General features: G+C 61.1%; 14 protein-coding genes. 6 read left to right on the top strand and 8 right to left on the bottom strand.

The window, feature by feature from the left end; all coding sequences use genetic code 11:
• Nucleotides 1-15: 15 nt before the first annotated feature.
• From panC to thpR, 8 genes are all read right to left on the bottom strand, one after another.
• Nucleotides 16-870: a pantoate--beta-alanine ligase gene (gene panC, locus S7A_RS15385; RefSeq protein WP_009092047.1), complete on the bottom strand. Its 855-nt coding sequence runs from the start codon at nucleotides 868-870 to the stop codon at nucleotides 16-18.
• Nucleotides 871-885: 15 nt separating this feature from the next.
• Nucleotides 886-1,680, bottom strand: coding sequence for a 3-methyl-2-oxobutanoate hydroxymethyltransferase (panB, locus tag S7A_RS15380; protein ID WP_009092046.1), 795 nt, complete (start codon nucleotides 1,678-1,680; stop codon nucleotides 886-888).
• An 83-nt stretch (nucleotides 1,681-1,763) separates the two neighbouring features.
• Nucleotides 1,764-2,249, bottom strand: a complete 486-nt coding sequence (folK, locus tag S7A_RS15375; RefSeq protein ID WP_009092044.1) for a 2-amino-4-hydroxy-6-hydroxymethyldihydropteridine diphosphokinase — start codon at nucleotides 2,247-2,249, stop codon at nucleotides 1,764-1,766.
• Nucleotides 2,246-3,664, bottom strand: a complete 1,419-nt coding sequence (pcnB, locus tag S7A_RS15370) for a polynucleotide adenylyltransferase PcnB (protein ID WP_208971008.1) — start codon at nucleotides 3,662-3,664, stop codon at nucleotides 2,246-2,248. The genes folK and pcnB overlap by 4 nt, the downstream gene beginning before the upstream one ends.
• 88 nt (nucleotides 3,665-3,752) lie before the next feature.
• Nucleotides 3,753-4,631, bottom strand: a complete 879-nt coding sequence (gene gluQRS, locus S7A_RS15365; protein ID WP_009092040.1) for a tRNA glutamyl-Q(34) synthetase GluQRS — start codon at nucleotides 4,629-4,631, stop codon at nucleotides 3,753-3,755.
• Nucleotides 4,632-4,704: 73 nt separating this feature from the next.
• Nucleotides 4,705-5,160, bottom strand: a complete 456-nt coding sequence (dksA, locus tag S7A_RS15360) for an RNA polymerase-binding protein DksA (RefSeq protein ID WP_008925615.1) — start codon at nucleotides 5,158-5,160, stop codon at nucleotides 4,705-4,707.
• A gap of 247 nt (nucleotides 5,161-5,407) precedes the next feature.
• Entirely contained in the window at nucleotides 5,408-6,112 is a 705-nt protein-coding gene (gene sfsA / locus S7A_RS15355; protein WP_009092038.1) for a DNA/RNA nuclease SfsA, read from the bottom strand.
• The gene (gene thpR, locus S7A_RS15350; protein WP_009092036.1) at nucleotides 6,090-6,647 is read right to left on the bottom strand and encodes an RNA 2',3'-cyclic phosphodiesterase; all 558 of its coding nucleotides are present in this window, start codon (nucleotides 6,645-6,647) and stop codon (nucleotides 6,090-6,092) included. The genes sfsA and thpR overlap by 23 nt, the downstream gene beginning before the upstream one ends.
• A 36-nt stretch (nucleotides 6,648-6,683) precedes the next feature.
• On the opposite strand from thpR, the gene hrpB reads away from it, so the two are divergent.
• From hrpB to fhuB, 6 genes are all read left to right on the top strand, one after another.
• On the top strand, nucleotides 6,684-9,167 hold the full coding sequence (hrpB, locus tag S7A_RS15345) for an ATP-dependent helicase HrpB (RefSeq protein ID WP_033736402.1): 2,484 nt from the start codon (nucleotides 6,684-6,686) through the stop codon (nucleotides 9,165-9,167).
• Nucleotides 9,168-9,265: 98 nt separating this feature from the next.
• Complete coding sequence (gene mrcB / locus S7A_RS15340; protein ID WP_009092030.1) at nucleotides 9,266-11,797, top strand: bifunctional glycosyl transferase/transpeptidase; 2,532 nt, start codon at nucleotides 9,266-9,268, stop codon at nucleotides 11,795-11,797.
• A gap of 199 nt (nucleotides 11,798-11,996) precedes the next feature.
• The gene (fhuA, locus tag S7A_RS15335; protein WP_009092028.1) at nucleotides 11,997-14,195 is read left to right on the top strand and encodes a ferrichrome porin FhuA; all 2,199 of its coding nucleotides are present in this window, start codon (nucleotides 11,997-11,999) and stop codon (nucleotides 14,193-14,195) included.
• A 39-nt stretch (nucleotides 14,196-14,234) separates the two neighbouring features.
• Nucleotides 14,235-15,029, top strand: a complete 795-nt coding sequence (gene fhuC, locus S7A_RS15330) for a Fe3+-hydroxamate ABC transporter ATP-binding protein FhuC (protein ID WP_009092026.1) — start codon at nucleotides 14,235-14,237, stop codon at nucleotides 15,027-15,029.
• 10 nt (nucleotides 15,030-15,039) lie between these two features.
• Complete coding sequence (gene fhuD, locus S7A_RS15325; RefSeq protein WP_009092023.1) at nucleotides 15,040-15,918, top strand: Fe(3+)-hydroxamate ABC transporter substrate-binding protein FhuD; 879 nt, start codon at nucleotides 15,040-15,042, stop codon at nucleotides 15,916-15,918.
• Nucleotides 15,918-17,897 carry a Fe(3+)-hydroxamate ABC transporter permease FhuB gene (gene fhuB / locus S7A_RS15320; protein ID WP_033736609.1) on the top strand — a complete coding sequence of 660 codons (1,980 nt, stop codon included), beginning with the start codon at nucleotides 15,918-15,920 and terminating at the stop codon, nucleotides 17,895-17,897. Before fhuD ends, fhuB begins: the two co-directional genes overlap by 1 nt.
• The last annotated feature ends 227 nt before the right edge of the window (nucleotides 17,898-18,124 follow it).

Here is an 18,124-nt window from a genome sequence, read left to right as displayed (position 1 = left end):
CTGTAGCGGGTGTGCTTACAGCGTCAGGTCAACGGTTTGGTTGTCAATCAGGCGGGCATTGCCCAACCAGGCGGCCATCAGTACGACAGCGCGCTGACTGTCCACCGTCAGCGGCTGCAGCGTTTCCGCATCGCAGATCGCCAGGCCATCAGGACGCAATCCCTGCGCGACCAGCGCCTCACTGGCCGCCTCGATAATCTCTTCAACATGGCGCTCGCCGTTTTCCAGCCGCGTCGCCATCTGACGCATCACCTGGCTCAGCACCGGGGCCAGCTGACGCTCATCGGCCGTCAGGTAGCCGTTGCGCGAGCTCAGCGCCAGACCATCCGCAGCCCGTACGGTAGGCACGCCGACAATTTCAATGTCAAAGCCCATATCGGCCACCATCTTACGAATGATAGCCAGCTGCTGAAAATCCTTTTCACCGAAACAGGCAATGTCGGGCTGCACCAGATTAAAGAGTTTGCTGACGATGGTCGCCACGCCGCGAAAATGGCCCGGACGGGTCGCGCCCTCAAGCAGAGAGGAGAGCACCGGCACCTCAACAAAGGTCTGATTCTGCGCGCCCTCCGGATAGACTTCAGCCGGCGAGGGGGCAAAGACGACATCCACCTGATGGCGGTTCAGCTTTTCGCAATCTTCCTGCAGCGTGCGCGGATAACGGGCCAGGTCGTCTGCCCGGTCAAACTGCATCGGATTCACGAAGATCGACACAATCACGATGTCGCCGCGCGCCCGCGCCTCATCCACCAGCGTCAGATGCCCTTCATGCAGGTTGCCCATGGTCGGCACCAGCGCAATACGTTTACCCTGCTGACGCCAGCGACGGACTTCCTGGCGCAGCATCAGCAGCGTTTCAATGATCAACACGGTGATTCTCCCGAATTACTGGAAACTGTGCTCGGCCGCCGGGTAGGTGCCGGCTTCAACTTCAGCGATATAGTGGCGAATCGCCGCGCGGACATCGCCGCTCTCCGCCAGGAAATTTTTGGCAAATTTAGGGATGTGGCCGCCGGTCACGCCCAGAGCGTCATGCATCACCAGAATCTGTCCATCGGTGACGTTACCGGCACCAATGCCGATCACCGGAATAGTGAGGGCGGCGGTGATCCGCTGGGCCAGCGAGACCGGCACGCACTCCAGCACCATCAGCTGTGCACCCGCGGCTTCCAGCGCCAGCGCGTCGGCCAGCAGCTGCTCGGCTCCCGCTTCATCACGCCCCTGGACTTTATAACCGCCAAAGATATTGACCGACTGCGGCGTCAGCCCCAGGTGACCACACACCGGCACCGCCCGCTCGGTCAGCATCCGGACGGTTTCAGCCAGCCAGCTGCCGCCTTCCAGTTTGACCATGTTGGCTCCGGCGCGCATCAGCTGCGCAGCGTTGTCAAAGGTCTGTGCCGGCGTGGCATAGCTCATGAAGGGCAGGTCAGCGAGCAGCAGCGCCTGCGGCGCGCCACGGCGCACGGCGGCGGTGTGATAGGCGATGTCGCTGACCGTCACCGGCAGCGTTGAGTCATGCCCCTGAATCGTCATACCTAACGAATCGCCAACCAGCAGCACCTGAATGCCTTCATCGGCAAACAGGCGGGCAAAACTGAAATCGTAGGCGGTCAGCGTCGCGAATTTTTTACCGCTGGCTTTCGCCTGACGCAGATGTGAAATCGTGGTGGGTTTCATGGCGCTCTCAACTCAGGAATTCTGATGGGCGCAGTTTACTGGATAGCGTCAGAGAGCGGAATCAGAGAGTTGTGTTTGTCTGCTCAGCGCGGCCACAGGGTGATGCTGCTACTGTCGAGCGTGGCCAGAATCGTGCTGAGCGCACGGCCATCCGGCAGGCGAACATCCGGCGCAATCGCCAGCAGCGGCACCAGCATAAACGCCCGATTCAGCAGGTCATAGTGCGGCACCGTCAGGCGTTCATTGTTGATCACCGCCTCGCCAAACAGCATCAGATCGATATCCAGCGTGCGCGGTCCCCAGCGCTCCGCCTTACGCACCCGGCCATGCTCCTGCTCAATCCGCTGGGTGTGGTCCAGCAGCGCTTCTGCGCTGAGATCGGTCTCCAGCGCCACGGCGGCATTCAGGAAGTCGGGCTGATCAGGCGGGCCATAGGGTGGCGTGCGGTAGAAGGGCGAGGTGGCAATGCGCTGCGTCTGCGGCAACGCATCCAGGGCGCGAAGCGCTGCATCAACCTGATGCAGCGGATCGGCCAGGTTACTGCCTAATGCCAGGTAAACCCGGGTCATGAGGCGTTCTGGTTGTCACGACGCGGCGCGGAAGAACGGCGGCGCGGACGACGCGATTTATGGCGCGGCACCGGATCGTCGCCGAGGTTGTTCAGCATGTTTTTCTGCTGCGGCGGCGCGGCGACCTGGAATTCGCCCCACCACTGGCTCAGACGCAGCAGTTCCGGGTTATTTTCTACTTCCGCCCGCAGCGCCAGCAGATCGTAAGCGGCGCGGAATTTCGGATGCTCCATCAGTTTCCAGGCGCGTTTACCGTGACGGCGCGACATGCGTAGCTGCAGCAGCCAGATATCGCGGATCAGCGAGGTGATGCGCTTCGGAATCGCCAGCGCACGGCAGGCTTCATCCAGCGTATCATTCATCGCCATCGCAAAGGCTTCAAAGTAGGTCAGGCCACTTTCCTGCGCAATGCGCTCTGCCGCTTCCAGCTGCGGATACCAGAACATCGCGGCAAACAGAAACGCCGGATTCACGCGCATATCATTCTGAATGCGGTTATCAGTGTTTTTCAGCACCTGCGCCAGCATGCGCTCCATGTGGCTGTCGCTGTTTTCCGTGAAGTTGCGCGCCAGCGTCGGGAACAGCGGCTGGAACAGCTGATATTCACAGAGCTTCAGATAGGTGCTGTAGCCGTAGCCCGCCTGAAGCAGCTTCAGCGACTCTTCAAACAGGCGAGCCGGTGGAATATCACGCAGCAGCGAGGCCAGACGCGGGATCGGCTCTGCCGTTTCCGGCGCAATGCGCATATTAAGCTTCGCAGCAAAGCGCGCCACGCGCAGCATACGGACCGGGTCTTCGCGGTAACGGGTTTCCGGATCGCCAATCAGGCGGATGATGCCCTGTTCCAGATCGCTGATGCCGCCCACGTAGTCACGCACGGTGAAATCCGCCACGCTGTAGTAGAGGCTGTTGATGGTGAGATCGCGGCGCTGAGCATCATCTTCAATCGAACCGAAAATGTTGTCGCGCAGCAGCATGCCGCTCTGGGCGCGCTGCGAACTGTTGCGATCCTCAGCCATCTCTTCCGCCTGATGATGTCCACGGAAGGTGGCAACTTCGATCACTTCCGGGCCAAACATCACGTGTGCCAGACGGAAACGGCGACCGACCAGACGGCAGTTGCGGAACAGCTTGCGCATCTGCTCAGGTGTGGCGTTGGTCGTCACGTCGAAATCTTTCGGTTTTTGCCCCAGTAGCAAATCGCGCACGCCACCGCCTACCAGATAGGCTTCATAACCGGCTTTATTGAGGCGATAGAGCACTTTGAGGGCATTTTCGCTGATGTCTTTACGTGAGATGGTATGGCTTTCACGAGGGATGATGGTCATAAGACGCTCTGGTTCAACCTCTGCTGGGGCTTCCTCTTCATCACGCTTCAGGACTTTCCGGCAAAAATTAGCTACTCGGGTAAAAATGGGACACCTCGACAGTGGCATAAAAAGGGTGTAGGTAAAATCAGCGGCTAATCATAGCCTGTTGAGAACCGTTTGAGAATGCTGTTGTCTATGCATCCGGTTTCAGGGCGTTCTCCTGCGGCATCAAAGCGATATTCCACTGCGACACCGCATCAGACAGCAGTTTGTCCTGCGTTAAGTCCTGCCAGCCGGGTGAAACAGGCTGTCCGAGAAAGCGCAACGCCGCCACTAACAGCGGCCGGGCGTCGCCATCCGGCAGCGACGGCGCATGATTCTGCTTCGACAGCTTATTACCGTCGTGATTAAGCGCCAGCGGCAGGTGCAGCCAGGCGGGCACCGCCCAGCCGAACTGCTGATAAAGCGCAATCTGCCGCACGGTCGGCTCAATGAGATCGGCGCCGCGCACCACTTCAGTAATCCCCTGAAAGTGATCGTCAACCACCACCGCCAGGTTATAGGCAAACAGCCCGTCGCGCCGGTGAATAATAAAATCTTCCTCTGCCAGCCCCCTGTCCGCCTCAACGTGACCGCGCAGCCGATCCTCAAAGGCAAAAACCGGGGCATGCTGACGTAAACGCAGCGCAGCATTCTCCGGCCCGCGATGCCGATCGCGGCAGTAGCCATCATAGAAACCGCCAATCTCCTGAATGCGGCGCCGCGGGCAGGTGCAGAAATAGCTCTGACGATGCTGCTGCAGCCAGGCCAGCGCCTCCCGGTAGGCTTCATGACGCTGCGACTGCCACAGCACCTCACCATCCCACTCCAGTCCATAGTGCGCCAGCTGATGCAGGATACGATCTGCAGCCCCCGGCACTTCGCGTGGCGGGTCGATATCTTCAATCCGCACCCGCCAGAGCCCGTTCTGCGCACGCGCGCTCAGGTAACTGCCCAGCGCAGCAATCAGCGAGCCGAAATGGAGTTCACCAGAAGGAGAGGGGGCGAAGCGACCGATACAGGAGGATGACATAGGTTTCAGAAGTGACCACGCAGCGGACAGGACAACAGGTGTACCGCTGCGTGGCAACAGGCTGGACGCGGCATCAGCCGGCCATTTGTTTCTCACGAATTTCTGCTAAGGTCTTACAGTCGATGCAGAGATCGGCGGTAGGACGCGCTTCGAGACGGCGGATACCAATCTCTACGCCACAGGAATCGCAATAGCCGAAGTCGTCATCTTCCACTTTCTTCAGCGTCTTCTCGATCTTTTTAATCAGTTTACGTTCGCGATCGCGGTTACGCAGCTCCAGGCTGAACTCCTCTTCCTGCGCGGCACGGTCTACCGGGTCCGGGAAGTTAGCAGCTTCATCCTGCATGTGCGATACGGTACGATCGACTTCGTCCCGCAATTGATTACGCCAGGCTTCCAGAATCTTGCGAAAATGGGTCAGCTGCGCGTCGTTCATATACTCTTCGCCCGGTTTCACCTGGTAAGGTTCGACGCCGGCGATAGCGAGAATACTCAGGGACGATGTTTTACGGTTTTGACCTTCTTGCATGTTGCTTCTCCTGGATAACACGCACTATACCCTTCGACTTGCGTCTCGCAGGGGCGTTGCTGCCAGCCTGCATTTGACATCTGCGGGGTACATCGATCCCCCATTGGGGAAAAAAACAGGCCGCTATAAATAACAGAAGCAGTCAGGGTTGGCAATTCTTCGTGAACACACCTTGACAAGCCTGTGAGGAACAGCGTAGTTGGTCCCCGATTCCGAGCATTCTTACCACATAAAATTGCAAAAGATATTACAAGGTTACGTTAACCGGCGTTTTAAGAACTATTCCCGCCGCGGATAAGTCTGCCTGATACGCGAAAACCTCTACACCCTCTCGCTGCGCCTGAGCCAGTTGTTCTGCATACGCCGCATCAATGTGGCGTGCCGGGGAAACGTCCTCAATCCCCGAGTGCAGAACGGCAAACAACAAAACGGCCCGATGACCCTCTGCCGCAACCGTCGCCAGTTCGCGCAGGTGTTTCTGTCCTCGAATCGTCACCGCATCCGGAAAATAACCTTTACCTTCATGTAAAAGGGTTACGGATTTCACCTCAATATAGCAGTTGCGTCGGCCCTCTGCTCTGAGCAGGAAATCAATTCTGCTTTTTTCACTGCCATATCTGACTTCCGCCTGACGCTGGGCATAACCGGTCAGTTCCGCTATCCGGTTCTGCTCCAGCGCTTCGGCTACCAGTTGATTCGCGCGCAGCGTGTTGACGCAGATCCACGCTCCCGCCTGCGTCTCGGTCAGCTCCCAGCTGTGCGGGTATTTCCGCGTCAGGCTGCCGGAGGTGGAGTACCAGACCCGGTCGCCTGGGGTGGCGCAGCCGGTCATGGCGCCGGTGTTGGCGCAGTGAATCGTCAGCTGCTCGCCCTCGGGCGTCACGACATCGGCCAGGAAGCGCTTGTAGCGGGCGATCAGGCGGGCGGGTTTAAGAGGAGGAGAGAAGTGCATGGGGATCCTGAGAGCGTAACGGCCAGCTGGCCAGGGTGCGATAACGGGTACGGCCCCGGCTGTACTCCGAGGCAAACAGCGAAAACGCCGGGACATGAAAACGCCAGTGAAAGCCGCGCGGCGGCAGCGCCACGGGCTGTGTCGCCTGGCGTAACAGCGTAATGTGCGGATGAAACGGCTGCGGGCTCTGGTGGCAGCCGTGTCGGGCAGCCTGGGCCCGCAGCAGGCTGGCGAGCTGTAACAGACCGCGTGGGGCGCGCTGGCAGCCGAGCCAGACCACGCCGGGGCGCGGCCAGTGTCCGGCATCATCCAGCTCGAGATCGAAGCCGGGCTGATCAATGCGCGATGCCAGCGTCTGCAGGCGCTGCGAGGTCTCCGGCGCGACCTCGCCGAGAAACGCCAGCGTCAGGTGCAGGCTGGCGGCGGCCACCGGCTGGCCCGCCTCTGCAGGGAAGGTGTCGGCCCGCCAGCGCACCAGCTGTTGCTGCATCGCGTCAGGCAGGCTGATGGCAAAAAATAAGCGTTGTGTCGCCATGGCGCTCTCCGGCAAATATCACGGATGGATGCTACAATGCGCGCCATCTTAGCACAGGCAGAAGCGGAGTTTGCTGTGAGCGATTTACCAGTCAGCGCGGTGCTGCCTGACATTCTGGCGGCGCTGAGCCACGCCCCTCAAATCCTGCTGGCCGCACCGACGGGGGCGGGCAAATCGACCTGGCTGCCGCTGCAGCTATTACAGCAGGCGGCGCTGCCGGGGCGAATCATTATGCTGGAACCACGGCGGCTGGCGGCGCGCAACGTAGCGCAACGGCTGGCGGAGCAGCTCGGCGAGCAGCCGGGGGCGACGGTAGGATTCAGGATGCGCGGCGAAAGCTGCGTCGGACCAGAGACGCGACTGGAAGTGGTGACCGAAGGCATGCTGACGCGCATGCTTCAGCACGACCCGATGCTGGAGGGTGTGTCGCTGGTGATCCTGGATGAGTTTCACGAGCGCAGCCTGCAGGCCGATCTGGCGCTGGCGCTGCTGCTTGATGTGCAGCAGGGGCTGCGCGACGACCTCAGAATCCTGCTGATGTCCGCCACGCTGGACAATGCCCGGCTGGCGGCGCTGCTGCCCGACGCCCCGCTGATCGTCTCAGAAGGACGCAGCTTTCCGGTGGAGCGGCGCTATGCGTCGCTGAACCAGACGGTGCGTTTCGAAGAGGCGGTAGCGCGTGAAGTTGCCCAGCTGCTGCGGGAGGAGAGCGGTTCGCTGCTGCTGTTTCTGCCGGGCGTGGCGGAGATCGAACGGGTGAAGCGTGAACTGGAAGCGCGCATCAGCGACGACGTGGATCTGACGCCGCTCTACGGTGCGCTGCCGCTGGCGGCACAGCGCCGGGCAATCCAGCCCGCCGCAGCCGGACGCCGCAAAGTGGTGCTCGCCACCAATATTGCCGAAACCAGTCTGACCATTGAGGGGATCCGGCTGGTGGTCGACAGCGCACTGGAACGCAGCGCCCTGTTCGATGCCCGCAGTGGCGTGACGCGTCTGCAGACCCAGCGCATCAGCCAGGCGTCGATGATCCAGCGTGCAGGCCGCGCCGGACGTCTGATGCCGGGGATCTGCCTGCATTTACTGCCGCAGGAGCAGGCCGCCCGCGCGGCCGCGCAGAGCGAGCCGGAGATCATGAACAGCGATCTCTCCTCGCTGTGGCTGGATCTGCTGCAGTGGGGCTGCACCCAGCCGCAACAGCTGCAGTGGCTGGATCAGCCACCGGTGAAAAACCTGGCGGCGGCCCGGCAGCAGTTAACCCGTCTCGGGGCACTGGATGAACATGGCCTGCTGAATACCCTGGGGCGGCGCATGGCACAGCTGGGCAGCGATCCGCGCCTGGCGGCGATGCTCTGTGCGGCGGGCGACGAGGCGGATGCGGTCGCCAGCGCCGCACTGCTGGTGGCGATTCTGGAAGAGCCACCCCGCAGCGGCAGCGCCGATCTGCGCGATGCACTGCACCGGCCTCAGGCACAGTGGCAGCGGCGGGCGCAGCAGTGGCAGCAGCGACTGAAGGTACGCGGCGGACGGGTCGATGAGGATCGTTTCGCTGGCTTGCTGGCGGTGGGGTTTGGCGATCGGCTGGCGCGGCGACGCGACCAGAGCGGCCGCTATCAGCTCGCCAACGGGCTGGGGGCCAGACTGGATGAGCAGGATGGCCTGACGCGTCATGAATGGCTGATCGCGCCTGCCCTGTTACAGAGCAGCGCCGCGCCGGATGCCCGGATGCTGCTGGCTCTGCCGGTCGACATTGAGGCGCTGTGCCAGCAGCGGCCCGCCCTGGTTGAGCGCCGCACCGAGGTTGAGTGGGATGAAGAGAAGGGCACGCTGCGCGCCCTGAAGCGTGAGCAGATTGGCGCACTGATACTCCGGACGCAGCCGATGGCAAAGCCGGAACCGGCGGTACTGCACGCGGCGATGCTGCGCTGGATTGCGGACAAGGGGCTGTCCGTGCTCGGCTGGACGCCAGAGGCAGAGCAGCTGCGGGTGCGTATCCAGTGTGCGGCGCAGTGGCTGCCGGAAGAGGGCTGGCCTGGTGTCGATGATGCGGCACTGCTTGAGCGTCTGCCGGAGTGGCTGCTGCCGCAGATGACCACGGTGCGCGATCTCCGCAGCCTGCAGGCGGTAAACCTGACCTCCGCACTCTTACATTTACTCACATGGTCACAACGTCAGCGGCTGGATAGTGCGCTGCCAACTCATTACACTGTGCCGACCGGAAGCCGGCTGCCGATTCGCTACGATGCGGAGAAGCCGCCCGCGCTGGCGGTACGGATTCAGGAGATGTTTGGTGAAGCGCAGAACCCCACCGTAGCGGAAGGCCGCATCCCGCTGGTGCTGGAGCTGTTATCGCCCGCCCAGCGGCCGTTGCAGATCACCCGCGATCTGGCGGCGTTCTGGCGCGGTGCCTGGCCGGAGGTCAGGAAAGAGATGAAGGGACGTTATCCGAAACACCTCTGGCCCGACGATCCGGCTACCGCCTTGCCAACAAGGCGAACCAAAAAAATGTCCCCGCAGGGTTGAGTCCACTGGATCGAATTCAGAGGGTTCTGCCATGCGTTATGCGAGAAAGCAGTTAGAGTAGCGGCGCTGCCGTAAGCACTGCCTGGAGAAGAAAAGTAATGTCTGGGAACGATCGCGAACCAATAGGGCGCAAAGGTAAAGCGTTGCCGCCGCGCAGCAGTGCGGGGCGGGGACGACGCAGGGATATCGAACAGGATATCGACCAGGACGATTTTAATGATGACGAGGAGGAAGCGCCGGTGCCACGTAAAGGTAAAGGTGGAAAACCGCCGCGCGGCAAACGCCGTTGGCTGGGATGGGTAATTAAACTGTTCCTGGTGTTTGTGGTGGTTATGGCCGCGTGGGGCATCTACCTCGACTCGGAAATTCGCAGCCGTATCGACGGTAAAGTGTGGCAACTGCCCGCCACCGTCTATGGCCGCATGGTCAGCCTGGAACCGGGCATGGCCTACAACAAAAGTGAAATGGTCGCCCTGCTGGAAGGCACCCAGTATCGCGAAGTGTCGCGCATTACCCGTCCCGGCGAGTTTTCGGTGAAGGGCAACACGATCGAGCTGCTGCGTCGTCCGTTTGATTTCCCCGACAGTAAAGAGGGGCAGATCCATGCACGCATGAGCTTCAGCAAGGATGAGCTGAGCGAGATTAAAAACCTCGAAACCGGTCGCGATTTTGGCTTCTTCCGCCTCGATCCCCGGCTGATCACCATGCTGCAGTCGCCAAATGGCGAACAGCGACTCTTCGTGCCCCGCGCCGGTTTCCCGGATCTGCTGGTCGATACGCTGATTGCCACAGAAGATCGCCATTTCTATGAGCATGACGGCATCAGCCCTTACTCGATTGGCCGTGCCTTCCTGGCGAACATCACCGCCGGCAAAGCGGTGCAGGGCGGCAGTACGCTGACGCAGCAGCTGGTGAAGAACCTGTTCCTCACCAACGAGCGTTCGCTGTGGCGAAAAGCGCGTGAAGCCTACATGGCGGTGATCATGGATGCGCGCTACAGCAAAGACCGCATCCTGGAGCTCTACCTGAACGAGGTCTATCTCGGCCAGGCGGGCAGCGATCAGATCCGCGGTTTCCCGCTGGCGAGCCTCTATTACTTTGGCCGTCCGGTCGATGAGCTGAGTCTGGATCAGCAGGCGATGCTGGTCGGCATGGTAAAAGGCGCCTCGCTCTACAACCCATGGCGCAACCCGAAACTGGCGCTGGAGCGACGCAACCTGGTGCTGCGCCTGCTGCAGCAGCAGAAGGTGATCGATCAGGAGCTATATGACATGTTGTCGGCGCGTCCGCTGGGCGTGCAGCCAAAAGGCGGCGTGATCACGCCACAGCCTGCCTTTATGCAGATGGTGCGTAACGAACTGCAGGCGAAACTGGGCGATAAGATCAAAGATCTCTCCGGGGTGAAAATCTTCACCACGCTGGACCCGGTGTCGCAGGATGCGGCGGAAAAAGCGGTGGTTGACGGAATTCCGACGCTGAAAAAACAGCGCGGCCTGAAGGATCTGGAAACGGCGATGGTGGTGGTTGACCGCTTCAGTGGCGAAGTGCGCGCCATGGTCGGCGGTGCCGATCCGCAGTACGCCGGTTACAACCGTGCGCTGCAGGCGCGCCGTTCAATTGGATCACTGGCGAAGCCGGCGACCTATCTGACCGCGCTGAGCCAGCCTAACAGCTACCGTCTCAACAGCTGGATCGCCGATGAGCCGATTGCGCTGAAGCAGCCCAACGGCAGCCTCTGGAAACCGATGAACGACGATCGTCGCTTCAGCGGCAAAGTGATGCTGGTGGATGCGCTCACCAACTCCATGAACGTGCCGACGGTGAACCTCGGTATGACGCTGGGGCTGGATGCGGTGGTGGACACCTGGACGAAGCTGGGCGTGGCGAAGGATCAGCTCAATCCGGTGCCTGCCATGCTGCTGGGTGCACTGAACCTGACGCCGGTTGAAGTAGCGCAGGCGTTCCAGTCGATTGCCAGCGGCGGTAACCGCGCTGAGCTCTCGGCGGTGCGGTCGGTGATCGCCGAAGATGGCAGCGTGCTCTATCAGAGCTATCCGCAGGCGCAGCGCGTGGAACCGGCTCAGGCCGCCTATCTGACACTCTATACCCTGCAGCAGGTCGCCGATCACGGCACCGCCCGTGCGCTGGGCGCGCGTTTCCCGAATGCGCATCTGGCCGGGAAAACCGGGACCACCAACGATCTGATCGACAGCTGGTTTGCCGGTATTGATGGCAAAGAAGTGGCGATCACCTGGGTGGGACGCGACAACAACCAGCCGACCAAACTCTACGGTGCCAGCGGTGCGATGCAGATCTACCGTCGCTACCTCGATAATCAGGCGCCGATGCCGCTGCAGCTGACGCCGCCGGAAGATGTCTCGCTGATGAACATCGACTCTGCCGGTAACTTTGTCTGCGGCACGGGCAGCAGTACCTGGCGCGCGCTGCCGGTCTGGGCGCTGGATCCGAATGCGCTGTGTCAGCAACAGCAGCAACAGGTTCAGCAGCAGCAACAGCTGTTCGATCAGCAGCAGCAACAGCAGCAACAGCAGCAGCCGACCCAGCAACCGCAGGAGCAGAAAGAGAGCGACGGCGTAGCAGGGTGGATAAAAGATATGTTTGGCAAATAAATCGGCCAGATGGGTTAAAAAGGGCGCTTCGGCGCCCTTTTTTTGTGGTCTTTTATTACTCTTCAATCGCCCCGCAAACGGCGTCAACGCTGGGATTTGTTCTTGCAGTGCCCGCTGCAGTTCGCATATTATCTAATCCGTTATAATAATCATTATCGTTTCGATTCGCTCGCCTGAGCCTATTTTAAGAGACACTTTTATGAATGCGCGAACGCGTTTTGCCGACAACACCAAAAAAACATTTTCCCGACCGCTTCTGGGCGTCATGATTTCACTCAGCCTGAGCACCTCGCTGTATGCCGCGCAGACGGAGACGATGGTCGTCTCGGCAGAAGGCGGCAGTGGGGTCGAAGCCGAAAGCCCCTGGGGCCCGGCGCCGACGATCGCCGCGAAGCGCAGCGCTACCGGCACCAAAACCGATACCCCAATCGAAAAAAATCCGCAGTCCGTCTCCGTGGTGACCCGCGAAGAGATGGAGATGCGCAACGTGACCAGCGTCAAAGGAGCGTTTAACTACACGCCTGGCGTGCTGACCGGCAACCGGGGCAGCTCAGACGTGATTGATGCGTTGTCGATCCGCGGCTTCAGCGAAACCAACACCAACCAGTATCTGGATGGCCTGAAACTGCAGGGGGATAACTACTCGGAGTTTGCCCTCGACCCTTACTTCCTGGAGCGCGCCGAGCTGCTGCGTGGTCCGGTGTCTGTGCTCTACGGCAAAAGTAACCCTGGTGGCGTGGTCGCGCTGGTGAGTAAGCGTCCGACGCAGGAGACCCTGCGTGAAGTTCAGTTCCAGATGGGTAACGACAATCTCTTCTCCACCGGCTTTGATTTTGGCGGCGCGCTGGATGATGACGGTGTATACAGCTATCGACTGACCGGGCAGGCGCGCAGTCAGGATGCGCAGCAGGCGATGAACAAAGAGAAGCGCTACACCATCGCGCCCGCATTCAGCTGGCGTCCCGATGAGCGGACCCGCGTTGACCTGCTGACCTATTTCCAGAACGAGCCGGAAACCGGCTATTACGGCTGGCTGCCGCGGCAGGGCACGATCGTGCCGATCACCCGCGCGGATGGCCGTGAATATAAGCTGCCGACCAACTTCGATGAAGGCGAGCAGAGCAACAAGATCTCCCGCACCACCAAAATGGTGGGCTACAGCGCCGAGCACAGCGTCGACGACACCTGGACGCTGCGTCAGAACCTGCGCTACGCCGATCTGCGTACCGACTACCGCAGTATTTATGGCAATGGTTTCAACGCCGCGACGCAGGAGATCACCCGTGGGTCAGCAGCCTCCAGCGAGAAGCTGAATCAGTTTGCCGTGGATACGCAGGCGCAGGCGAAATTTGCCACCGGCCTGGTGGATCATACGCTGCTGCTGGGTGTGGATTATCAGCGGACGCGCAATGACATTGATGCAGCTTTTGGTAGCGCTGCGCCACTGAATGCCATTAATCCGCAGTACGGTAATGATGCGAATATCGGCACCCCATTCCCTTATCAGTACCTGAATAAACAGGAGCAGACAGGCCTGTATACGCAGGATCAGATGGAGTGGAATCGCTGGGTACTGACCCTGGGTGGCCGTTACGATTATGCAATGACATCAGCGCTGAATCGTAATGGGGATACGGAGGTTAAAAATCATGATCAGGCGTTTACCTGGCGTGGTGGCCTTAATTACGTATTTGATAACGGGATCGCGCCTTATTTCAGCTACAGCGAATCGTTCATACCAACGGCAGGCACAACGTCTGACGGTCAGCCTTTCGATCCGGCGCGCGCTAAGCAATATGAAGCAGGCGTGAAATATGTGCCGAAAGATCGTCCGGTCGTGGTGACGGCGGCGGTTTATCAGCTGACCAAAACCAAAAACCTGACAGCCGAACCCGGTAATGTTCTTTTCAGCGTACAGAGCGGTGAGATCCGTTCGCGCGGCGTTGAGCTGGAAGCCAAAGCGGCGCTGAATGCCAACGTCAACCTGACCGCCTCCTATACCTACACCGATGCGGAATATACCGAAGACACCCTGCTGAAAGGCAAAACGCCGGTGCAGGTGCCGAAGCATATGGCCTCACTCTGGAGCGACTACACCTTCCACGAAACTGCGCTGTCAGGCGTGACGCTGGGCGCTGGGGTACGGTATGTAGGCGAAAGTCAGGGGCTTTACAGCACTGGCTCTGAGCAGAACCAGAACTTTAAGGTTGCCGGTTACACCACGGTGGATGCGGCGCTGAAATATGATCTGGGCCGTTTCGGATTGCCAGGCTCGTCGGTGGGCGTTAACGTCAACAACCTGTTTAACCGCGAGTATGTCGCCAGTTGCTACCGTGAATACGCCTGCTACTGGGGTGCAGAGCGCCAGATTGTTGGTACCGCCACCTTCAGATTCTGATTTAACCGGGCGCTTCGGCGCCCGTTCACAGGGATTATCATGCCGTATCCGCACGCAGAAGAGGCCACCTTTACGCTGGATAACGCCAGCTTTGAGGTCCCGGGCCGAACCCTCCTCCAGCCACTTTCACTGACTTTTCCACCAGGCAAAATGACTGCGCTGATTGGTCACAACGGTTCAGGTAAGTCGACGCTGTTGAAAATGCTGGGTCGTCATCATGGTGCCAGCCACGGCGAGGTTCGTCTGAATCAGCAGCCGGTCGGGCGCTGGAACAGTAAAGCCTTTGCCCGTCAGGTCGCCTATCTGCCGCAGCAGCTACCGGCAGCCGAAGGCATGACGGTTCGTGAGCTGGTGGCGATTGGCCGCTATCCCTGGCACGGCGCGCTGGGCCGCTTTGGTCAGGAAGATCGCGACCGGGTGGAGGATGCGATTACGCAGGTGGGGCTTAAACCCTTTGCCGGTCGGCTGGTGGACAGCCTGTCGGGCGGTGAACGCCAGCGCGCCTGGCTGGCCATGATGGTGGCGCAGAACAGCCGCTGCCTGCTGCTGGATGAACCCACCTCGGCGCTGGATATTGCTCATCAGGTTGAGGTGCTGGCGCTGATCAAAAACCTCAGTCAGCAGCGCGGCTTAACCGTGATTGCGGTACTGCATGATATCAATATGGCAGCACGCTATTGCGATCATCTGGTGGCGCTGCGTCAGGGAACGATGATTGCCGAAGGTGACGCAGAGGCCATTATGCAGGCTGAGGTGCTGGGGGCAATTTACGGCATCCCGATGGGGATTTTACCGCACCCGCAGGGTGGCGCACCGGTCAGTTTTGTCTGTTAAGGAAAGGATGATGCCCGATCTTTCTCGCCGCCGCCTGATGCTGGCACTGGCGGCCTCGCCACTCTTTTGTGCGCTTCCCCTGCGTGCCGCGACGCCGAACCTTAGCCGGATTATCGCGCTGGAGTGGTTACCCACCGAATTGCTGATGGCGCTGGGTATCACGCCTTACGGCGTGGCCGATCTGCATAACTACAACATCTGGGTCGGGGAGCCGCCGCTGCCGGCGGGCGTGACGGATGTCGGTCTGCGCACGGAACCCAATCTTGAGCTGATGGTACAGATGCAGCCGTCGCTGATCCTCTGCTCCAACGGCTACGGCCCTTCGAAAGAAAAACTGATGCGCATCGCGCCGATCATGGGCTTTGACCTGCAAAGCGGCGACGGCAAACCCCTGACCGCCGCCCGGGCATCGCTGCGCCAGCTGGCTGCACGGCTTGGGGTCAGCGAGCGGGCGGAGCAGCATCTGCGCGAGGTCGACGCTCAGCTGGCGGCAGCGCGGCAGCGTCTGGCACCCTATGCCGGACGCACCCTCCTGCTGATGTCGCTGCTCGACAGCCGTCATGCCATCACCTTCGGCAAAAACAGTCTGTTTCTGGAAGTGATGACGCTGCTGGGCCTGAAAAATGGCTGGCAGGGCGAAACCAACTTCTGGGGCAGCGCGGTGGTTGGCATCGAACAGCTGGCGCAGGCCGGGGATGTGCAGGCAATCTGCTTCGATCACGACAACGATGCCGATATGGCACAGCTGATGCGCAGTCCGCTGTGGCAGTCGCTGCCGTTTGTGCGCGCCGGACGTTTTCAGCGCGTTCCGGCGGTCTGGTATTACGGTGCGACGCTCTCCGCGCTGCACTTTGTTCGCGTGCTGGAACGCGCGCTGGAGACGCAATGATGCGCCATGCCCTGTTTCCTCTCCTGCTGCTTAGCCTGCTGTTTCTGCTGGCGCTCAGCCTGACGCTGGTCAATCTGCAACAGGTCCTGCCGCCCGCCGACTGGGCGCAGGCGCTCTGGTCACCGGCTGTCGATAACCTGTCGCAGATGGTGTTTCACTACAGCCTGCTGCCGCGCACCGTACTGGCGCTGCTGGTCGGTGCCGGACTGGGGCTGGCCGGTCTGCTGTTTCAGCAGATCCTGCGCAATCCGCTGGCGGAGCCGACCACGCTGGGCGTCTCGTCCGGGGCGCAGCTTGGGATCACCGTAGCGACGCTCTGGCATCTGCCCGGCGGCGCGCTGACCCAGCAGTTTGCCGCGCTCAGCGGCGCGGTGCTGGTGGGGGCGCTGGTGCTGGGTGTGGCCTGGGGCAAGCGTCTGTCGCCGGTCACGCTGATTCTGGCCGGCCTGGTGCTGAGCCTCTACAGCGGCTCGGTCAATCAAATCTTCGCTATCTTCAATCACGATCAGCTGCAGAACATGTTTCTGTGGAGCACCGGCGCACTGAATCAGATGAGCTGGGACAATGTGCAGCAACTCTGGCCGCGCCTGCTGCTGGCCTTTGTGCTGGCCCTGGCGCTGCTGCGTCCGCTGACGCTGATGGGGCTGGATGATAGTGTGGCGAAGAATCTGGGCCTCGCGCTCTCTGTGGCGCGCATTGGCGGCCTTGCGCTGGCCATCCTGCTCAGCGCCCAGCTGGTGAATGTGGCCGGGGTCATCGGTTTTATCGGGCTGTTCGCTCCTCTGCTGGCGAAGCTGCTGGGGGGAAGACGTCTGATCACCCGGATGGTGCTGGCTCCCCTGACGGGCGCGCTGCTGCTCTGGCTGGCGGACAGCGGCGTGCTATGGCTCAGCACGCACTGGCGTGATATTCCGACCGGTACAGCCACCGCGCTGCTGGGCGTGCCCATCCTGCTGTGGCTGCTACCGCGTCTGCGAACCGGCTCCGTGCCGCCCGCCCTGAATCAGGGTGACAACGTGCCCGCCGAGCGGCAGAACCTGCTGCGCTGGGCGCTGATTGGCATCGCCGTGCTGGCCCTGCTGGCCTGGGTCGGCCTGGCCGGGGGACGGGATGCGCAGGGCTGGAGCTGGTCAGCAGGTGAGATGCTGCATTCACTGCTGCCGTGGCGTGCGCCGCGGGTGCTGGCTGCGCTGGTGACCGGCCTGATGCTGGGCGTGGCGGGCAGCCTGATCCAGCGGCTGACCGGCAATCCGATGGCCAGCCCGGAAGTGCTGGGCATCAGTTCCGGTGCCGCCTGTGGTGTGGTCGTCATGATGTTTCTCGTGCCGGGGGATGCTCTGGCGTGGCTGCTGCCTGCCGGTGCGCTGGGGGCGGCGCTGACGCTGCTGGTGATTATGCTGTTCGCCAGCCGGGGGGGATTCTCGCCGGAGCGGATGCTGCTGGCAGGTATGGCGCTGAACAGCGCCTTTGTCACGCTGCTGATGCTGCTGCTGGCCAGTGGCGATCCGCGCATGGGCGACCTGCTGAGCTGGATCTCCGGCTCGACCTATAACATCAGCGGCCGTCAGGCGATGCAGAGCGCGCTCTGCGCGCTGGTGCTGGTCGCGCTGGCGCCGCTCGCCAGTCGCTGGCTGACCCTGCTGCCGCTGGGCAGTGTCACCGCGCGCTCGGCCGGCATCGCATTAACACCGGTGCGGCTGAGTCTGCTGCTGCTGGCGGCCGCGCTGACTGCCAGCGCGACGCTGACTATCGGTCCGCTGAGCTTTGTCGGGCTGATGGCTCCGCATATGGCGCGCATGCTGGGCTTCCGGCGGGCTCTGCCGCAGATGGTGCTGTCAGGATTGCTGGGAGCGGGGTTAATGGTGGTGGCGGACTGGTGCGGTCGGATGCTGGCCTTTCCGGATCAGATCCCAGCCGGGCTGATGGCGACGTTTTTAGGCGCGCCTTACTTTATCTGGCTGTTGCGGCGTTCAGTTTAATAAGACCGGCGCACACATCCAGAACAAGGTGATTCTGGCAGTCACCGATTAGCCTGACGCGCAGAGAACAGGGTCAGAGGAGGAAAGCGTCCCGCGCCAGGGACGGCGCGGGCCGAGCGGCCAGGGATTGGCTTAAGCGACTTTCCGATCTGACCCTGTTTTCTGGGCAGGCTCGATCTTATCGCTAACCCGGACAAACGTTATTAATAAAAGACCGGCAGAGGCCG

The sequence above is a fragment of the Pantoea sp. Sc1 genome (genome assembly GCF_000255315.1).
GTDB classification, from domain to species: domain Bacteria; phylum Pseudomonadota; class Gammaproteobacteria; order Enterobacterales; family Enterobacteriaceae; genus Pantoea; species Pantoea anthophila.
The sequence above is the reverse complement of the archived record's forward strand: the minus strand, read 5'-3'. Positions and strand labels throughout refer to the sequence as shown.

What these genes read in the sequence shown, in the direction of transcription:
- sfsA (WP_009092038.1), bottom strand. Translation starts at nt 6,112, where the DNA reads ATGCACTTCTCTCCTCCTCTTAAACCCGCCCGCCTGATCGCCCGCTAC.
- fhuB (WP_033736609.1), top strand. Translation starts at nt 15,918, where the DNA reads ATGCGCCATGCCCTGTTTCCTCTCCTGCTGCTTAGCCTGCTGTTTCTG.
- fhuA (WP_009092028.1), top strand. Translation starts at nt 11,997, where the DNA reads ATGAATGCGCGAACGCGTTTTGCCGACAACACCAAAAAAACATTTTCC.
- fhuD (WP_009092023.1), top strand. Translation starts at nt 15,040, where the DNA reads ATGCCCGATCTTTCTCGCCGCCGCCTGATGCTGGCACTGGCGGCCTCG.
- thpR (WP_009092036.1), bottom strand. Translation starts at nt 6,647, where the DNA reads ATGGCGACACAACGCTTATTTTTTGCCATCAGCCTGCCTGACGCGATG.
- panB (WP_009092046.1), bottom strand. Translation starts at nt 1,680, where the DNA reads ATGAAACCCACCACGATTTCACATCTGCGTCAGGCGAAAGCCAGCGGT.
- folK (WP_009092044.1), bottom strand. Translation starts at nt 2,249, where the DNA reads ATGACCCGGGTTTACCTGGCATTAGGCAGTAACCTGGCCGATCCGCTG.
- fhuC (WP_009092026.1), top strand. Translation starts at nt 14,235, where the DNA reads ATGCCGTATCCGCACGCAGAAGAGGCCACCTTTACGCTGGATAACGCC.
- hrpB (WP_033736402.1), top strand. Translation starts at nt 6,684, where the DNA reads ATGCGCGCCATCTTAGCACAGGCAGAAGCGGAGTTTGCTGTGAGCGAT.
- mrcB (WP_009092030.1), top strand. Translation starts at nt 9,266, where the DNA reads ATGTCTGGGAACGATCGCGAACCAATAGGGCGCAAAGGTAAAGCGTTG.
- gluQRS (WP_009092040.1), bottom strand. Translation starts at nt 4,631, where the DNA reads ATGTCATCCTCCTGTATCGGTCGCTTCGCCCCCTCTCCTTCTGGTGAA.
- dksA (WP_008925615.1), bottom strand. Translation starts at nt 5,160, where the DNA reads ATGCAAGAAGGTCAAAACCGTAAAACATCGTCCCTGAGTATTCTCGCT.